The organism is Mesorhizobium sp. C416B (genome assembly GCF_030323165.1).
Classification (GTDB): Bacteria; Pseudomonadota; Alphaproteobacteria; order Rhizobiales; family Rhizobiaceae; genus Mesorhizobium.
On record NZ_CP100471.1, the window covers coordinates 962374 to 979250 of the forward strand.

Here is a 16877-nt window from a genome sequence, read left to right on the forward strand (position 1 = left end):
ACGGCGGTTCGGTCAAAAATAAACTCGGAATCGCCACTATTTTGTTGGCAGGGGCACGATAACCGGCAACAATTCCGCACATTGGAGGGCACGTGCCGGAATTTTCAATCAAGATTGCTGCGACTACACGCAGAGGATTCGACTATCAGGACCTCATCGGTATTGAGCTCCTAATTGAATACTATCGGGACCCAGGCAAATACCAATGGGTTCAGCTGGAGGCCGAAGACGACGATTTTGGAGCTCTAGATGATGTAGTAGCCGCCATGCCTGACGGCACTTTTGAGGTCACGCAGGTCAAATTCACACCCCGGCCCGACCTCTACACACTGAACTGGGATTGGCTACTCGAGAAGAAGACAAGAGGAACGTCTCGAATTCACAAGTGGGCTTCATCCCTAGAGGCCCTCACGTTGGATAGGAAATTGCGATCGGCGTGCCTACGGACCAACCGACGCCCCGATTCAGAATTTGCCAAGTCGTTAAACGGCTCGGTCGTCGATTTTACCAAAGTCGAGCCGGCAGTCCGCTTTGCTCTTGAGAGGGACTTAGGTGGAAGTGCGCCTGCGGCAGAATTCTTTTCGTCTTTCGAATTCAAACATTCAGAGCCGATGATCGATCGCCTTGAGGCCAACCTTAGGGCACAACTCGTCCCTTCAGCTACCGACAGTGAGGGATGGCTTCTACTGCTCCACCAAGCGAGGCGGTGGGCATCCGTACGTCAACAGCCCGAGCCGGACGGACGAATTACCCACAAGCACCTTGCGCAGATCATCAATAAGAAGAGGCCACAGCCGCTCTCCCAAGAGTTTCGCGTACCAGACGGATATGAGCCTCCCAGCCAAAGCTTCCATAGCGATCTCATGAATCGACTAACTGCCGATAGGGGAATACTGGCGCTATGGGGCTCGCCTGGGCGCGGGAAGAGCACATACCTAAGCTATGCCGTCAACCAGCTCCGAGACAGGGGCACCCCAACGGTGCGGCATCACTACTTTCTTTCGTTAGCCGACTCCAGCGACCGCAACTCCTATACCGATATTGCGTCGTCACTGATGGATCAGATTATGGTTAGATACCCCGAGCCTGTGAAAGGCCTCGAGGACAAGCCGACCGAACTTCGCAATTGGATAACCGCGTGCGCGGCACATTTCGCTGCGCTGGGGAAACCCTTTGTCGTCATCATCGACGGGCTAGATCATGTCGCGAGGGAGTACGCTGATCTGAGCCAGATGAATCAGCTTTTCAAGGCTCTCCTTCCATGTCCCGACAACACCACAGTTCTCGTCGGCACGCAGCGGGTGGCCGAGAGGTATCTTCCGCTCCGACTGATTCAAAATACGTCAGAAGAGGACTGGATCGAGGTTCCACGAATGGACCGAGACGCTGTCCAGAGATGGGTCGCGCTTCAGCATCAAGCAGGACGGCTGCTGCTGAGTGAACTCCACGCACGAACGTCGGACAAACACGAACTCGGCGCGATCGGAGACGCATTCTACATGATCTCCCTCGGCCACCCGCTTCACCTGATCTATTCATTCGAGGCGATGGTCCGGCGCGGGCTCGTCTTTTCTGCTGACGAGATAGCTAGGCTGCCGAGTTGTCCCGACGGTGACATCCGTAAGTATTATGCCGGGCTTTGGAGGGACCTATCTCCGTCGGCGAAGCAAATCATTCACGTCATCGCGGGTTCGGGTTTTCGATGGACCGAGCCAGGGCTCAGACGATGCTTCGGACCTATCGAGGAGATCGACCATCTACTGGAATTTCAGCGCTCTGGTATCGCCCCGTTTCACGGTAGCCTCCTGGCTTTCGCCAAAGAGCGCCGTGATCACCAGGCCACCTTTGATGCTCTGCTACCGCAGATTGTGAATTGGCTGGAGAACGAAGCGCCGCGTCTCCAGAGTTGGGGGTGGTTGTGGATCATGAAGGCCAAGAACGGCGACGGAACTGAGCTGCTTTCCCGCACAACGCGACATTGGGTCATAGAATCTCTGGTCGAAGGATGGCCGCCGGAACAAATCATAGAAATCCTGGCTGGAGCCGAGGAGTTGGCGTTCGCAAGAACCGACTACGTTCGCACTGTCGAGTTGCGAGCTCTCAAGACACGCGTCGACAATGGACCGGAATACCAATTGGCTAGTTTTGGCGACTTCGCGGAGGTAGCAATACGATCTGCTTCCAACCTCGAAAGCGTGACCTTCTCCGCCGATCAACTCGGCTCGCTGAGTTCGAACGAGATCGTCACCCTCGTGAAAACTGTTCCAGATCGCTCGTCTGACATCATCGAGCAAGCATTCGAGGAGCTCCGGCGTCGCGTCAACCTTTGGATCGAGCTTCGTCACCACCCTGACCAGGACTTCGAACGCCTTGTCCACCACTTCCTAGAGATCGCCGCGATCTTCCCTAAAACCAACGTTCAGCGCGTGCTCGCCTTTCTGAAGGGATTTCGCAGCCTTGACGCCCGCAATGCTTCGTTCCGAACGTTCGTCGCTAGTTTACGTCGGGAGCGGCGATCCGACCTCCTCATAGAGGCCGCCAAGCGGCTCAAAGGCAGGACCAATGTTTCCTGGCGATTTGTCATTGAAGATGCGTTGGTGGTCGTCGCGTGCGTCACGGGACTCGACCTTTCGGTCTGCTATCGTCCCCGGTTACAGGTCAGCGCCCTCCTCTCGTGCTGGCGTCACTTCCACAAGGCGACCGGCAAGCAAAATTCATCGGCTCTACCCGACGCGAGCGGCCCAATTCGACAGGACTACGATTACGGACGGCACAACGATGTTGAGAACTACTTCGTTACCGTGTTCTTCGCCACGCTGTCCAACAATCTTAGTGGGCAACAACCTCCGACTTATCAACCACCCGGAGGATGGGCCGGAGAAGCGTTCCAGTTTCTGACGGGGCTCGCCAAAGACATTACATCGGGCCGAGCACAACTTTCTTTCGCAGCGCCTTATTACGCTGCTCGCGCGATCAAGCCCGTTGAAAATCGGCGACTGACTGACCCCGATGGCGTGCAATACATCTCATTTGTTCATGCTCTGCGCGAGATCGCGCTAAGGCTTCACGCCATCAAGAGCCCTGCCGGACGCACCCTTAAGATCCAGCCAGCCGATCTCGCCACCGCTAAATCGTCCGAACATTGGAACGAGGCGTTGTGGATGGCAGAACAGATTGCCGGCAATTTGCCACTGCTCGAACAGTCGCTTGCTAAGGTGTCCCTGAAGAAGGCGGTTGACGAGGAAGCGTCGATCATCAGCGTGTTTAACGAACGAGCTGATCGCTGGATTGAGCTATCAAGGTATGCCGTTCTCTACAATCTTCCAGCGAAACAGCTCCTCACAAGAGCGGCTAACTGCATTATCGGGTATGGATGGCGCAAGGACGCTTGGATCTATGACGTCCTCGATGCGGTTGAGGACGTCCACATCGCCGGCGGAACGGATGTGATGCCGCTTCTTCGACAGATAGTCCCTCTTGTTGAGCAGATCACTGAGTTTACAGATGGCAAAGGCACAAACCACGCGAGAACCGCTCTCCTAAAGACTATTGCCCTCATACACCCCAAGTCCCTTGTCCAGTTCTATGCACACCACATTTTGCAGGACGACTACCACCTTGCAGAGGTGGCGCTCCTTGAGCACATAAAGATCGCCGATTTTTCAACACCTGACGGGCGCGCGCTCGCCAGAACCCTTGTTGAGTTCAGCGATGTCGCAGCGCTGCGCTCACGGTCGGATCCTGTGGGAAAGAATGTCGCCGCAGCTCAAGTCCGCCTTCTTGGTGGGATGCCAAAAGACCATCGCTACCGCCCCTCCGATTCCCCGATGCCCCCGGGAAAGCTGACCACACCCGCCCCTTCCAAATACAAGGTTTCAGAGTTCGGACGGCTCGTTTCCGACTATTCGGACTTCCAAATTGGCTACGACACGCAAAGAGCTGCCCCAACAATTTGGTTGAAGCACTGGGTGTCAAAGGGGCGTGCAAAGCAGGCACTCGAGGCCATGCGCAAGTATTTTGACCGCGAGGAACATTCAAGTTTAGCGGAGGAAGTTCTTAATGACGCGTTCGAGGTGAGCCTCGCCGCAGAGGGTCGGGATGCAGCCTATGGCTGGCTCGTCCGAGCTCACATCGCTCGGCGCGGTTGGCAGACAAGCTGGACCTCCGAGGTCGAGGTGAAGCGGCGCCTGAAAGCAGCCGCCGAAGAATTTCCTGAGAAATGGAAAGACTATATCAAAGACACTTCGGACCCCGCGCTGTACTGGAAGCGGCTGGGCTACTCCTTTTCAATCGGTTTTAGATACCTCGTCCATTTTCTGCTGTTGGTAGGGCAGGAGGAACTGGCATCCGATATAGCGGCCAAGTTTGTCTCGATACTGGTTTCAGAAGTGTCAGACCAGCCAATACCAGCGTGCCCATGGTTCAGTTAGCCTCTACTTCATTCGAATTTATTTTGGAGCGGCTGAGTTGGCCTGTGCGCTTGGCGAGGCTAAACGCCGCTCGCGAGTATGCCCGGCTACTGAGCGATCCAATCTGCGGGCAAGCCGCACTCCACAGGTATCTCTCGTGGCTCGGATGCCGCAAAACGGAGAATGAAGTTTGCTCCGGGCTGGCCGTGTTGTTCGGCATGGAACCGACTGCCTTGCCCAAGCTTGATTCTGTCGCTGGATGCGTGCAGGCCCCATCAGTAATGGCGGAGTTCATGCTTAAGGAGATGTACGGCCCGGTGGCCGTCACTGGTACTTGGATCACAAATCACTCTGGGGAAGCTCCGCCATCATTTGAACCGACTGCCTATTTCGCCAATCAGCGCTCGGCCCAAGTACCTCCGTCTTTTGCGGAAGAGATGGGCCGTCTTGAGCGCGTCTCCGGCTATCCATTCATGAAACAGTGGGCATTCGAATGGCAACGAGTCAAAAGTACAGCCGATGCACCTCTGTCTGGCTTTCCGTACCACTTCATCGAACCGTCCCTAGAACGCTCGGGGATTTCGGCCCAAATAGACCAACGACAAGGAGATATCTTCCGATCGGCATATCTTCGAACCCTTCACTGCGCGGTAGAAAATTGGGAGATGCCCAAAGACGTGGCATGCGAAAGTTCGGTCCGATGCCTCCCTTTGAATCGAGGCCTCATCGAGATTGAGCCCATTGATCGACCCACGTGGTTGGGTGATCGCCCGGATGCGTGCTCCGCCAGCGGGGCACCGCTAGAGTCCCTTGTTCGCGAAATCTTGAGAGCAGGCTCTACTCCAGAAGGTTTCCTCCCAGTCTATCTTGATATTCCGCTTTCATTAGACGTCGCAGAATTCGCGACCCTTACGATTGCCTGCGTCCTTATGAGTGAAGACTACGTGCCTTTGAACGATGGCGATCCCTTTAGTTTAGGCGCTGCCTATTGGGCTCTTCCGTCCGGTGCTCTTTTCTCGGGCCCGGCTCGCCCACTGGAGGTTGCGGACCGCTTTCGTCCATGCTTGAGCGGCAAGTGTCTGCCGCTCTGTGTCAGCATCCTCCCATGGCCTTTCGGCTATTGGCATAGCGATCTTTTTCAACTGGGGCTTAACCTGCCGGCCTCTTACTCCTTCGACGCTCCCATTTCCTACAAATGCACAGACCGAGCGATCTTGACCGAAAAGGGGACGGTACCGGTTGGGCGATGGCGCACCTGGAATGATCACTGGACACCCCTCTATGCAAGAGGTGGCAACACGCGATGCGGGTGCCTCAGTGAAATGAGAGCAGTTGACATTGTTACCGCTGCTGATCGGCTTTCACTTGCGGTCGGGTGGACCGTCGACCTAAGAATCTGGAACCGCGAGAAGAGCTACGGCGAGCTCAATCTTAGTCAGCGCAGTATTCATTTCCTTGACGCGGGGGGCCTTGTCCGCTGACCATCCGCACGAAGCCTCCGCTGCGGCAGACCTTCAGCCAGCGCGCCAAATGAAAGGCGCTCACCGGCAGATACATCGGCACCATGCGGCCAGTGGCCCATCGCCCTGCCCGCCCATGCAAAGCATGGCTGCATCGCCACCGAAAGCACAGGTCAGCAGCGCCATCAACGCGAAGGTAAGCGCCGCCGCGAGCGATAGAAAATCGGCTGCGCCGAGAGCACCGGCGCCGTCTGCATGACGCTCTCTCTCCCTTGATACCGCGGAAGGGCGCATCCCCCCGCAAGGGCCAAAGAGCGGCCGCGCACGCTGCCCCCAGACACACTCCAGAAACAAAATTCAACAGTTCGGAAAAACCGGCGAAAAGATCGGGTGGCATAAGCTTCCCCGTCGGGATTCCGGGCACTTCCTTTTTGGAAGCCCTCCACCAACAAAATCGCAGCGGCGGCGCAGTGCCTCCTCCAGCGGCGGCACGAACAGCCGGGCGATGCCCGGCGAGGACGAGAAAGTATGGACATGGACTACGATATCGCCGAACTGGACAGCGACGCGGCAACACCGATCGGCGGCCTGCCAGGCATCGATGCGCTGGCACGGATCGCTCGCGGCCCGACAAGGAACGGCCAGGTCCTGACGGGCGCCGACTTTGCCCGGCAGCCGGGTGAGCGGCTCGATACGGTGTTCGAGCAGCTCGCCGTAACGTTTGCCGCACTGCCGGCGGTGATCTCCGAAGGGCGCGTGTGGACCTATCAGGAGCTGAACAGCCGCGCCAACCAGTTCGCCCGCATGCTGATCAAGCACGGCGTGCGGCCGGGCCACCGGGTCGGGCTCATTCTCGACCGATCGGCGGAAACCTATGTCGCGTTGCTGGCGGTGATGAAGGCGGGGGCTGCCTTCGTGCCGCTGGCCACCGCGTTTCCGCAGGAGCGGATGGCGCTGATCATCGAAGACGCCGCCGTCAGCATGATCGTCACCATCGCCGCCTATGCGTCGCGCGCCGGTCAACTGCCCGTTCCGCATGTGCTGATCGACAGCGCCGCCGCCGAGATTTCCGCGCAGTCGCCCGCGCCGCTGAAGCCGCAGGCGGCCGACGACATTTGCTACATCCTCTATACCTCGGGCACCACTGGCAAGCCCAAGGGCGTGGTCATCACGCACCAGAGCTTCGTCAATTTCATACACGTCGCGGCCGCCTCCTACGGCTACCGGCCGGGCGACCGGGCGTATCAGGGCATGACCATTGCCTTCGACTTTTCCTCCGAAGAGATCTGGGTGCCGTTCGTCGCCGGCGCGACGGTGGTGCCGGCACCTGGCCAGATGCCGCTGGTGGGCGAGGAACTGGCGGATTTCCTGCGCCTCCATGACATCACCTGCATGGCCTGCAGCCCGACATTGTTGTCATCGATGACATCGGACGTTCCCAGCCTGCGCACGCTTTTGGTGGGCGGCGAGGCCTGCCCGCACAATCTGGTGGTGCGCTGGTCGAAGCCGGGCCGGCAGATCCTCAACACCTACGGGCCGACCGAGGCGACCGTCACCGCAACGATGGGGGCGCTGACGCCGGACCGTCCCGTCACAATCGGCGCGCCGTTGCCGACTTACTCGATCGTCATTCTCGACGCTTCGCTGCCGCAACTTGCCGAGCCCGGTGAACTGGGCGAGATCGGCATTGCCGGCATCGGGCTCGCCGTCGGTTATCTGAACCGGCCGGACCTGACCGACCAGAAATTCATCGCCGATTTCGTCGGCCTGCCGAACAACCCGTCGCAGCGCATCTACCGCACCGGCGATCTTGGCCGGATCAACGATAGCGGCGAGATCGAGTATGCCGGGCGCATCGACACGCAGGTGAAGATTCGCGGATATCGCATCGAACTCGGCGAGATCGAGGCGGTGCTGCTCGACCAGCCCGAGATCGCCCAGGCCGCCGTGACCACCTGGGAGATCGAGCCCGGCCGCGTCGAACTCGTTGCCTATTACGCGCTTAAAACCGGCGTAGCGGCGGTTTCCCGTGCGGATCTCGCCCAGACGATGAAGCGGCGGCTGCCCGACTACATGGTGCCCGCCTATCTGGAGGAACTGCCTGCCATCCCGATGACCGTCTCCAACAAGGTAGACCTGCGCCAGCTGCCGAAGCCGACGAGCATCCGGCTTTCGGCCGATCGCACGATGGTGCCGCCCGCCAATGAGGACGAGCGTTTCCTGGCGGAAGCGCTGGCCACGGTGCTGAAATTCGGCGCGGTGTCGGTCGAGGATCACTTCTTCGACGATCTCGGCGCCAACTCCTTGCTGATGGCGCATTTCTGCGCGCGCGTGCGCACCAGGAAGGAATGGGCGACGACGTCGATGCGCGACATCTATCTCTATCCCACAGTGGCGCGCCTGGCGCTGCATCTGGGGGTAGCGGAGGAGATGACGACGGCAACCAACGAGCCGGTCCTCACCCGCCGGGCCTCGAATTTCGCCTACTGGACCTGCGGCGCGGCGCAGCTTTCGTTCTACGGCCTCTACAGCTACGTGGCCCTCTGGGCGATCAATGACGGCCTCAACTGGATGTATGACGCGCTCGACGATCCGCTGCAGCTCTATATCCGGTGCGTGGCGCTCTCGGCCGCCGTGTTCTTCGGCATGTCGGGCTTTGCAGTCCTGGCGAAATGGGTGCTCATCGGCCGCTGGAAGGCCGAGGCGTTTCCGATCTGGGGCGTGCGCTACTTCCGCTTCTGGGTGGTCAAGACGTTGATCCGCACCGCACCCGTCGTGCTGTTCCGCGGCAGCCCGCTCTACAGCCTCTATCTGCAGCTGCTCGGCACCAAACTCGGGAAAAACGCCGTCATCGAATCGAAGTCCGTGCCCGTCTGCACGGATCTTATTTCCATCGGCGCCAACACCATCCTGCGCAAGGAATCGATGATCCTCGGCTTCAGGGCCCAGTCCGGTTATATCCACACCGGGCCGCTGACCATCGGCCGCGATGCCTTCGTCGGCGTCGGCTCCACGCTCGACATCGACACCAGGATCGGCAACGGCGCCCAGCTCGGCCATTCGTCCTCGCTGCATCGCGGGCAAAGCATTCCCGACGGCGAGCACTGGCATGGATCGCCGGCGGTGCCGACCACGGCGGACTATTGCAAGGTGCGCAATGTCAATCCTTACCAGGTCCGGCGCTTCCTCTATGAAGCGCTGCAGCTGGTCGGCCTGTTTGGCCTCGTCACCCCGCTGCCGCTCCTGTTCCACAGCTACTGGGAATATGTCGGCGACGACTATCAGGAGACGATCGGCCTTGTCGCAATCGGCACCACGGTCACGCTTTTCGGCTATATCGCGGCGGCTTTCCTGGCAGCGACGCTGGTGCCGCGCCTGACGAGCCTGATCTTGAAGCCGGGCCGCACCTACACGCTTTACGGTTTCCGCTACTGGCTGCAGACCGTCGCCGAATTCGCCAGCAATTCCCGCGTGCTCGGGCTCCTGGCCGGCGACAGCTCGGCGATCGTGCACTACATGCGCGCCATCGGCTGGAACCTCAACAGAGTGGTGCAGACCGGTTCCAATTTCGGCTCCAACCAGCAGCACGAAAACCCGCTTCTGTGCGAGATCGGCACCGAGACCATGGTGTCGGACGGGCTGTTCATGATCAACATGCACAAGTCCGCCTCGGCCTTCAGGCTCGAGCCGACGCGCATCGGCGAGCGCAACTATCTCGGCAACAACATCTATTATCCGCCGGACGGGCGCACGGGCGACAACGTCCTGCTCGGCACCAAGGTGATGATCCCCATCGACGGGCCGTTGCGCGAGAATGTCGGCCTTCTCGGTTCGCCCGCCTTTGAAATCCCGCGCATGGTGAACCGCGACAAGGAGCTTATCGCGGGCGTCGACGAGGCAGACCGGCGCCGGCGCATCCCGTTCAAGAACCGCCACAACCTGGTGACCATTCTTCTGTTCCTGGCAACGCAATGGGTCATGCTGTTCGTCACGCTGGCGATCTGGGACCGGGCGCTGAACTACTATACGGAATGGGCGGAGGTCGCCCTGTTCGCCGCCGTGCTTTTGACCTCGGCGATCACCATTCCGTTCTACATTCTGGTCGAGCGGGCAAGCCTTGGCTTTGGCCGGCTGAAGCCGCAGATGACGACGATCTACGACGTCGCCTTCTGGCGCCACGAACGCCACTGGAAGCTGGCGGATTCGCCGATCGTGCGCCTGTTTGCCGGCACGCCGTTCCGGCCGATGATCCTGCGCCTGCTCGGCGTCAAGGTCGGCAGGCGGGTCTATGATGGCGGCAGCAACCTGACCGAGCGTTCGCTGGTCGAGATCGGCGACGACGTCACGCTAAACGAAGGCTGCGTCATCCAGGCCCATTCGCTGGAAGAAGGTGCGTTCAAGTCCGATTTCATCCGTATCGGCAAGGGCTGCACGCTCGGACCGTCCGCCTTTGTCCACTACGGCGTGGTGATGGGTGAAGGGTCGATGGTCGATGCGGACTCCTTCGTGATGAAGGGCGAAGAGCTGGAGCCCAACTCGATCTGGCGGGGCAACCCGGCCAAGCTGCATCGCTTCGTCACGCCGGTGCCGGAGGATAGCGTCAAGGCAACGGCTTGATGAGCGCAGACATCCGCCTCGTTTCGGTGACCGGGGCCAACCGGGCCCTGGTCGCGGCTCTGGAACTGGCTGCGGATCAGATGGATTTCGTCGCCAGCAATGCGGAGTCGCTGGACGAAGCCGAAAGCGACGGGGACGCTCGGCCGCGCGTCGTCATGGCAGGGGATCGCGTCGTCGGTTTCCTGATGTACGAGGCGCCGCAGGACGACGACGAGGCGCGGATCTACCGCTTCATGATCGATCGCGTCCATCAGGGCCAAGGCTACGGCAAGGCCGCTTTGCGCGAAGTGCTGGATGAAATCATGCGGCTCGGCCACATCAGCCACGTTTCGATCTGCTACGAACCTGGGAATGAAGCGGCACGCCGCCTCTATCGCGCTGCCGGTTTCGTCGAAGAAGGGCCCGACGAGGACGGGGAAATGATCGCCGACCTCGCTCTGCGGGGCGAACAGCCATGACGCGCCGGCTCGATGCCGGTGCCAGCCTGTCGGCGCAGTTGCTGGCGGCGATGGCCGCCATGGCACCGGCCGGCGTTCGGATCGGATGCCGCACGATCCGCGAAGGCGATGAGAACCATTTGCTGCCGCAGGAAGCACGCTCCATCCCGTCACGCCTGCCGCTGATGCGGCGGGCGAGTGGCGCGGCGCGGTGGATCGCGCACGAGCTGCTGGCGGATATGGGCTTGAACGACGTCGCTATCCTCCGCGGCTCCTCCGGCGCACCGGTATGGCCTCATGGAGTAACGGGGTCGCTGGCTCACGACGACGAGATGGCCGTGGCGGCCGTCGCGCCGCTCTCCCACGTCGCCTCGCTCGGCATCGATATCGAGCCCGCTTTGCCCCTGCCCGACGACATCTTCGCGCTGGTTGCAGCCCCCGCTGACCGGATCGACGCAACCGACTTGTATCTTGCCGGTCGCATCCTTTTTGCCGCCAAGGAAGCTGTCTACAAGGCCGCCTACCCGCTTGATGGCGAAGTGCTGGGCTATGAGGACATCACCGTCGATCTCGACGCAAGCGACGCTGTGACGAAGACGGGCCGCAGAGCGAGACTGGTTTACTGCGTTGCTCCGTGTGTGGTCGTTCTGGCGTTTGTCGATGGTGTCCGAAGCGCCCCCCTTTAAGCGCGATGGGCCAGCGCCCGACAGCTGCTCAACAAAGCGCATTTTTTTCGCAGAGCGGTCGCAAAAGGCTCACACGGTTCGTCCTTTGACAGAAGAAGGAGAGCGCCATGAGAAACCTTATTGTCACCGAATTCATCAGCATCGATGGCATCGCCGAGGTCGAGAAGCTGCCCAGCGTGACCTGGAACGATGAGATGCAAAGGTTCAAGGAGGACGAGCTTGCCGACAGCGGGGCCATGCTTCTGGGGCGCACGACCTACGAGATTTTTGCCGGCTCTTGGCCCAAGGAAACCGGAGACTTCGCCGACCGGTTCAATGCGCTGCCGAAATATGTCGCGTCGACAAGCCCGAAGGCACTCGACTGGAAACCGGCCGAGTTGCTGAAGGGTGTGTTGCCGGAAGCGGTTCGGGCGCTGAAGCAAGGCAGCGGCGGCAACATCTATGTGCATGGCAGCCTGAGCGTCGCGCGGGAATTGCTGCGCCATGGTCTGGTCGATCGCGTCAGGCTGCTGAGCTACCCTGGCTCCGTCGGGGAGGGCAAGAAGCTGTTCCCGCCCGATATGCCGGTGGCGTTGGAGCCGATCTCGACCGTACAGTTCAGCAATGGCGTGGTGGCGCTGGAATATGCGGCTGGGAGGGTGTGAGACGCTGGTGGGGTAATCTCCCCTTTAGGGGAGATGTCGCCGAAGGCGACAGAGGCGGTCGGTCCGTCCTGACGCAACCTCCTATCGACAGTAGGAGGTCTAGCTTCACGCGAAACGACCCCCTCTGGCCTGCCGGCCATCTCCCCCTCGAGGGGGGAGATCGGCAGCTCACCCTACTTTCTTCCCCCGCTTGCCCTTGGCACGCGCCTCGACCACTCTTTCCACCTCGCGCTTCAGTTCGTCCTTGACCTCCTGCGTCTCGGCCATCAGCGTGTCGATCTTCATGAAATCGAGCACGCGGTATTTCGACACTGGCGGGCGGATCAATATGTCTGGTGGGCGCTGGTTCAGCTTGTGGGCGATGATCGACTGCATCATCAATTGCGTCGCGCCGTACATCAGGTCGACCGTGGTCGGGTGCTTGCGCTCGGCCTCGCTCGGCGCGCCGACGACGTCGATGGCGATGATGATGTCGGCGTCGTTTTCGATGAGGTCGAACGGCACCGGATTGTAGATGCCGCCGTCGATCAGCACGCGGTCGTCGCGCGTCACCGGGCGGAACACGGCGGGAATGGCAGCCGAGGCGGCGAGCGCCGAATGCAGGTCGCCCTCGTCGAAGACGGCCAGCTTGTGACCGAAATAGTCCGTCGCCGTCACCTTCAGCGGGATTTTCAGCTCGGCGAAGGTTTCCGGGATGGCTTCCGGCAGGAACGCCTTCAAGATGCGCTCTATGTTGAACTGGCTGACTCGGATGCCGCCCTGCATCGCCTCGGCGATGGTGCCGGGACGCGAGCGCCACATGCGCGCCGCCACCTCGGCGCGGCGGCCGAGGATCGAGCGGGCGTAGTCCTCGATGTCCTTGCCGCTCATGCCCGAGGCCATGCCGGCGCCCATGATGGCGCCGATCGAGGAGCCGGCGATGGCCACGGGCTTGATGCCGAGCTCGTCCAGCGCCTCGACGATGTGGATATGGGCGAGGCCGCGCGCGCCGCCGCCGCCAAAGGCGATACCGAAAGTCGGACCTGTCATTTGGCCTCCAGCTTCGGCCCGATGCTCATGATCGCGGGCGCCGGCGTCAGCAGCTTCTTCGCCGCTGCCTTGACCTGATCGAGCGTCACGCCGTTGATGAGCGCCGCGCGGCGCTGCACGTAGTCGATGCCGAGATTGTCGAGCTGCAATTCCACCAGGGTCCCGGCAATGGCGCTGGAAGAATCCAGATTGCTGATAGCATAGGAGCCGACCATGTATTTCTTGGTCGCGTCCAGCTCGGCCTCGGTCGGCCCCTCCTGCGCCATCTTCTTGACCACCTCCTTGACGATGCCGAGCGTCTCGGCGGCGCGGTCGGAACGCGTCGCCGTGGTGATGATCAGCGCATTGGAATGCTGGTGGTCGACCAGGTTGGAATCGACGGAGTAGGCCAAGCCGCGCTTTTCCCGCACCTCGTCATAGAGGCGCGAGGTGAAGGTGCCGCCGCCGAGAATCTGGTTCATCAGCACCGCAGGGAAGAAATCCGGCGCATCGCGCTTCACACCGGGATAGGCAAACTGCAGCGAGGTCTGCGGCAGGTCGTAGTCGACCTCGAGCTGCTGGCCGAGCTTCAGCTCGGTATCGGCAACCGGTTGCAGCACCTGCTTTTCCGGCAGATCGCCGAAGACCTCGTCGAGCTTCCGTTTCAGCGTCGCGGCATCTATGTCGCCGACCACCGCAACATGCAGGCCGCTGCGGGCGAAATTGGCCTTGTGGAAGGCAGCCAGATCCGCCGCCGTGATGGTGGCGATGCTGTCCTTGGTGCCCTGGTCGGGCCTGGAATACGGATGTTCGCCATAGATGGCGCGCAGCCATTTGGTTTGCGCGACGGTGTTGGGGTCACGCTCATTGGCGATGATGCCGGACAGGATCTGGGCGCGGATACGGTCGATCGGCGCCTGGTCGAAGCGCGGGCTGGTGACCGCCAGCCTGAGCAGGTCGAAGGCCGCATCCTTCTGCTCGGCCAGCATCCGCATCGCGCCATAGGTGCCGTCGCGCGCCGCTTCGAAGCCCATTTCGGCGCCGGCATCGTCAAGCTTGATCTGGAAGGCCTCGCTGTCGAGGTCGCCGGCGCCCTCGTCGAATAGGCCGGTCATCAGATTGACCAGCCCTTCCCGCCCCGCCGGATCCTGCGTCGAGCCGCCATCGAAGACGAAGCGGATGGCGACGATCGGAATGGAGTGGTCCTCGACCAGCCAGGCGTTGACGCCTTTCGATGAGGTCACCGGCTGAATGTCCATCGCGTGCGCGGCAAGCGCCGGCAGGATGAGGAAGAAGATGCCGAGGAACAGTGTGGCGAAGACGTGGAGAACCGCGATGCGCCTATGAGTAATCCCATCAGGCCATTGATCGCCAAGGTCAGCTCCGCCCCTCATCGCGCTGCCGGGCACTTCTCCCCGTATAGTGACGGGGAGAAGGGGTCTCGCCGCGACGCTGGCGCTCTTCTTACGACGCTGATGGTTGGCGAAATCGACGATGACAGCGCCCCTCTCCCCGTCACTATAGGGGGAGAGGATGCCGGCAGGCAGGTGAGGGGCAGCGCTAACGCTCAATCTCGTCATCATCAATTCCCCGCCTGTTGCTGCGGCAAGAGATAGCCGGTCGTCGTACGATCGAGCAGCAGATAGCGTGCGGCGACCGCCTTGATCTCATCGGCGGTGACCTTGCGAATGCGGTCCGGCCATTCCTCGATATCCCTGACGTTGCCGCCGGTGGCGAGCTCGGCGCCGTAGAGATTGGCCATCTCGTCCTGCTTGTCGCGGGCGAAGATCATGGCCCTGATATAGCGGGCCTTGGCCTTCTCCAGCTCGTCCGCGGTGACGCCGTCCTTGACGATGCGGGCGATCTCGGCCTCGACGGCCGCCTCGACGTCGCTCAGCTTGGCGTCGCCGCGCGGCGCGCCATAGACGGTGAAATTGGTGGCGTCGAGCATCGTACCCTGGAAGAAGGCGCCGGTCGCCGATGCGATGCCTTGCTTGACCACGAGTTGCTGGTAGAGCCTGCTGCGGCTGCCGCCGCCAAGGATCTCTCCCAGCAGGTCGAGCGCCTCGGCCTCGCCGGGTTTTGCCGTGTGGTAGGACGGAACCACCCATTGCGTCGAAAAGCTCGGCACCGAAACGCGCCCATCGGTGAGCGTCACCGTGCGCTTGGTGTTCTGCTCCGGCTCGACCGGGCGGATGCGCGGGGGCAGGTCGGGACCGCGCGCGACCTTGCCATAGGTTTTTTCGGCCAGCGCCTTCACGACCTCCGGCTCGACATCGCCGGCCACGATCAGCACCGCATTATTGGGGCGGTAGTATTTGTCATAGAAGGCAACCGCATCGGTGCGGTTCAACTGCTCCATCTCCTGCATCCAGCCGATCACCGGAATGCGGTAGGGCTGGTTCTGCCAGAGCGTCGCGTCGACCTCTTCGTCGAGCACCGCCTGCGGATTGCTGTCGATGCGCGCGCGGCGCTCTTCCAGGATCACGTCGCGCTCGGTCTTGATGACCTCGTCGGTCAAGATGAGGTTGCGCATGCGATCGGCCTCGAAGCTCATCATCTCACCAAGTGCCGAGGGCGCCACCGTCTCGTGGAAGGCAGTGTAGTCATATGAGGTGAAGGCGTTGTTGGAGCCGCCGATGGCCGATATGGCGCGGTCGAACTCGCCCGCGGCGTGGTTGGTCGTGGCCTTGAACATCAGGTGTTCGAAGAAGTGCGCTATGCCGGACTTGCCTGGCGGCTCGTCGGCGCTGCCGATCTTGTACCACACCATATGGGTGACGATGGGGGCGCGATGATCGGGAATGACCACCACCTCCATGCCATTGTCGAGCAGGAAGTTGGCCACCTTGCCATCATCCGCGGCCAGGGCCGGGCCGGCCATGGTCAGCGCGGTGGCGAGCAAGGCTCTCCGCAGCCATTCAGTATGAAATGTCATTGATGGCTCCGGTTGTTATCGCGCGACGATAGGCAAGGTTAGCCGCGGAGGCAAAGTGAATTGTGCGTCATTTTGAAGGCGCCGATCGCCCCACCCTTACGCAAGCTCGATGAACCGGACCACCGTCTCGCCGTAGTTTCGTTCATCAACCACCGAGAATTCCGGCCCAATCTCGAAGGGCGCCGAGGCGGCTTCCTCGACCACGCAGAGCGCGCCGGGCAGCAACCAGCCGCCATCCCTGGCCGAGCGCAGGGCGCGCTCGCCAAGGCCCTTGCCATAGGGCGGATCGGCGAAGACCAGGCCGAATGCCGCAAGCGTACCGGCCTCACCCAGGGCGGTCGCGTCGCGGCGGAAGATCTTGGTGCGGCCGGTAAGGCCAAAAGCTTCGACATTGGTGCGGATCAGGCCGCGCCCTTCGGCCGATTCTTCGATAAAGACGCCATAGGAAGCGCCGCGCGACAGCGCTTCGAGGCCGAGAGCGCCGGTGCCGGCGAAAAGGTCGAGCACACGCGCGCCGTCGAGCTTGTCGGCAAAGCGGTGCGCCAACACGTTGAAGACGGCCTCGCGGGCGCGGTCGGTCGTCGGGCGGATGGCATGGTCGCGCGGCGTCGCCAGCGGACGCCCGCGAAATTGGCCGCCGACGATTCTCATTTATGCCCGGGTCTCATTTAAGGCCGG

The 16877-nt window shown here is 61.2% G+C and carries 9 protein-coding genes; 5 read left to right on the plus strand and 4 right to left on the minus strand.

The window, feature by feature from the left end; genetic code table 11:
* The first annotated feature begins 92 nt into the window (after window positions 1-92).
* The 5 genes from NLY43_RS04900 to NLY43_RS04925 all read left to right on the plus strand — a co-directional run bounded on the left by NLY43_RS04900 (window position 93) and on the right by NLY43_RS04925 (window position 12253).
* On the plus strand, window positions 93-4430 hold the full coding sequence (locus tag NLY43_RS04900; RefSeq protein WP_023712771.1) for a P-loop domain-containing protein: 4338 nt from the start codon (window positions 93-95) through the stop codon (window positions 4428-4430).
* Window positions 4431-6397: 1967 nt separating this feature from the next.
* Window positions 6398-10486 (plus strand): Pls/PosA family non-ribosomal peptide synthetase, encoded by a 4089-nt coding sequence (locus tag NLY43_RS04910; RefSeq protein WP_023712770.1) that lies wholly within the window; start codon window positions 6398-6400, stop codon window positions 10484-10486.
* Window positions 10486-10944, plus strand: coding sequence for a GNAT family N-acetyltransferase (locus tag NLY43_RS04915; protein ID WP_023697683.1), 459 nt, complete (start codon window positions 10486-10488; stop codon window positions 10942-10944). Before NLY43_RS04910 ends, NLY43_RS04915 begins: the two co-directional genes overlap by 1 nt.
* A complete protein-coding gene (locus NLY43_RS04920) occupies window positions 10941-11609 on the plus strand; it encodes a 4'-phosphopantetheinyl transferase family protein (RefSeq protein ID WP_023712769.1) in 669 nt (222 codons plus the stop codon). The genes NLY43_RS04915 and NLY43_RS04920 overlap by 4 nt, the downstream gene beginning before the upstream one ends.
* 107 nt (window positions 11610-11716) lie before the next feature.
* The gene (locus NLY43_RS04925; RefSeq protein WP_023712768.1) at window positions 11717-12253 is read left to right on the plus strand and encodes a dihydrofolate reductase family protein; all 537 of its coding nucleotides are present in this window, start codon (window positions 11717-11719) and stop codon (window positions 12251-12253) included.
* A gap of 168 nt (window positions 12254-12421) precedes the next feature.
* Here NLY43_RS04925 and NLY43_RS04930 read toward each other — a convergent pair whose 3' ends face one another.
* From NLY43_RS04930 to rsmD, 4 genes are all read right to left on the minus strand, one after another.
* Window positions 12422-13282 (minus strand): patatin-like phospholipase family protein, encoded by an 861-nt coding sequence (locus NLY43_RS04930; protein ID WP_023712767.1) that lies wholly within the window; start codon window positions 13280-13282, stop codon window positions 12422-12424.
* Complete coding sequence (locus tag NLY43_RS04935; protein ID WP_023712766.1) at window positions 13279-14655, minus strand: M16 family metallopeptidase; 1377 nt, start codon at window positions 14653-14655, stop codon at window positions 13279-13281. The genes NLY43_RS04930 and NLY43_RS04935 overlap by 4 nt, the downstream gene beginning before the upstream one ends.
* A gap of 188 nt (window positions 14656-14843) precedes the next feature.
* Window positions 14844-16199, minus strand: coding sequence for a M16 family metallopeptidase (locus tag NLY43_RS04940; protein ID WP_023747744.1), 1356 nt, complete (start codon window positions 16197-16199; stop codon window positions 14844-14846).
* A gap of 96 nt (window positions 16200-16295) precedes the next feature.
* Window positions 16296-16850 carry a 16S rRNA (guanine(966)-N(2))-methyltransferase RsmD gene (gene rsmD / locus NLY43_RS04945; protein WP_023671544.1) on the minus strand — a complete coding sequence of 185 codons (555 nt, stop codon included), beginning with the start codon at window positions 16848-16850 and terminating at the stop codon, window positions 16296-16298.
* Window positions 16851-16877 lie beyond the last annotated feature (27 nt).

Bases quoted from the DNA above. Each gene is read 5' to 3' on its own strand.
- NLY43_RS04910 (WP_023712770.1), top strand. From the start codon at position 6,398: ATGGACATGGACTACGATATCGCCGAACTGGACAGCGACGCGGCAACA.
- NLY43_RS04930 (WP_023712767.1), bottom strand. From the start codon at position 13,282: ATGACAGGTCCGACTTTCGGTATCGCCTTTGGCGGCGGCGGCGCGCGC.
- NLY43_RS04925 (WP_023712768.1), top strand. From the start codon at position 11,717: ATGAGAAACCTTATTGTCACCGAATTCATCAGCATCGATGGCATCGCC.
- rsmD (WP_023671544.1), bottom strand. From the start codon at position 16,850: ATGAGAATCGTCGGCGGCCAATTTCGCGGGCGTCCGCTGGCGACGCCG.
- NLY43_RS04915 (WP_023697683.1), top strand. From the start codon at position 10,486: ATGAGCGCAGACATCCGCCTCGTTTCGGTGACCGGGGCCAACCGGGCC.
- NLY43_RS04920 (WP_023712769.1), top strand. From the start codon at position 10,941: ATGACGCGCCGGCTCGATGCCGGTGCCAGCCTGTCGGCGCAGTTGCTG.
- NLY43_RS04940 (WP_023747744.1), bottom strand. From the start codon at position 16,199: ATGACATTTCATACTGAATGGCTGCGGAGAGCCTTGCTCGCCACCGCG.
- NLY43_RS04935 (WP_023712766.1), bottom strand. From the start codon at position 14,655: ATGAGGGGCGGAGCTGACCTTGGCGATCAATGGCCTGATGGGATTACT.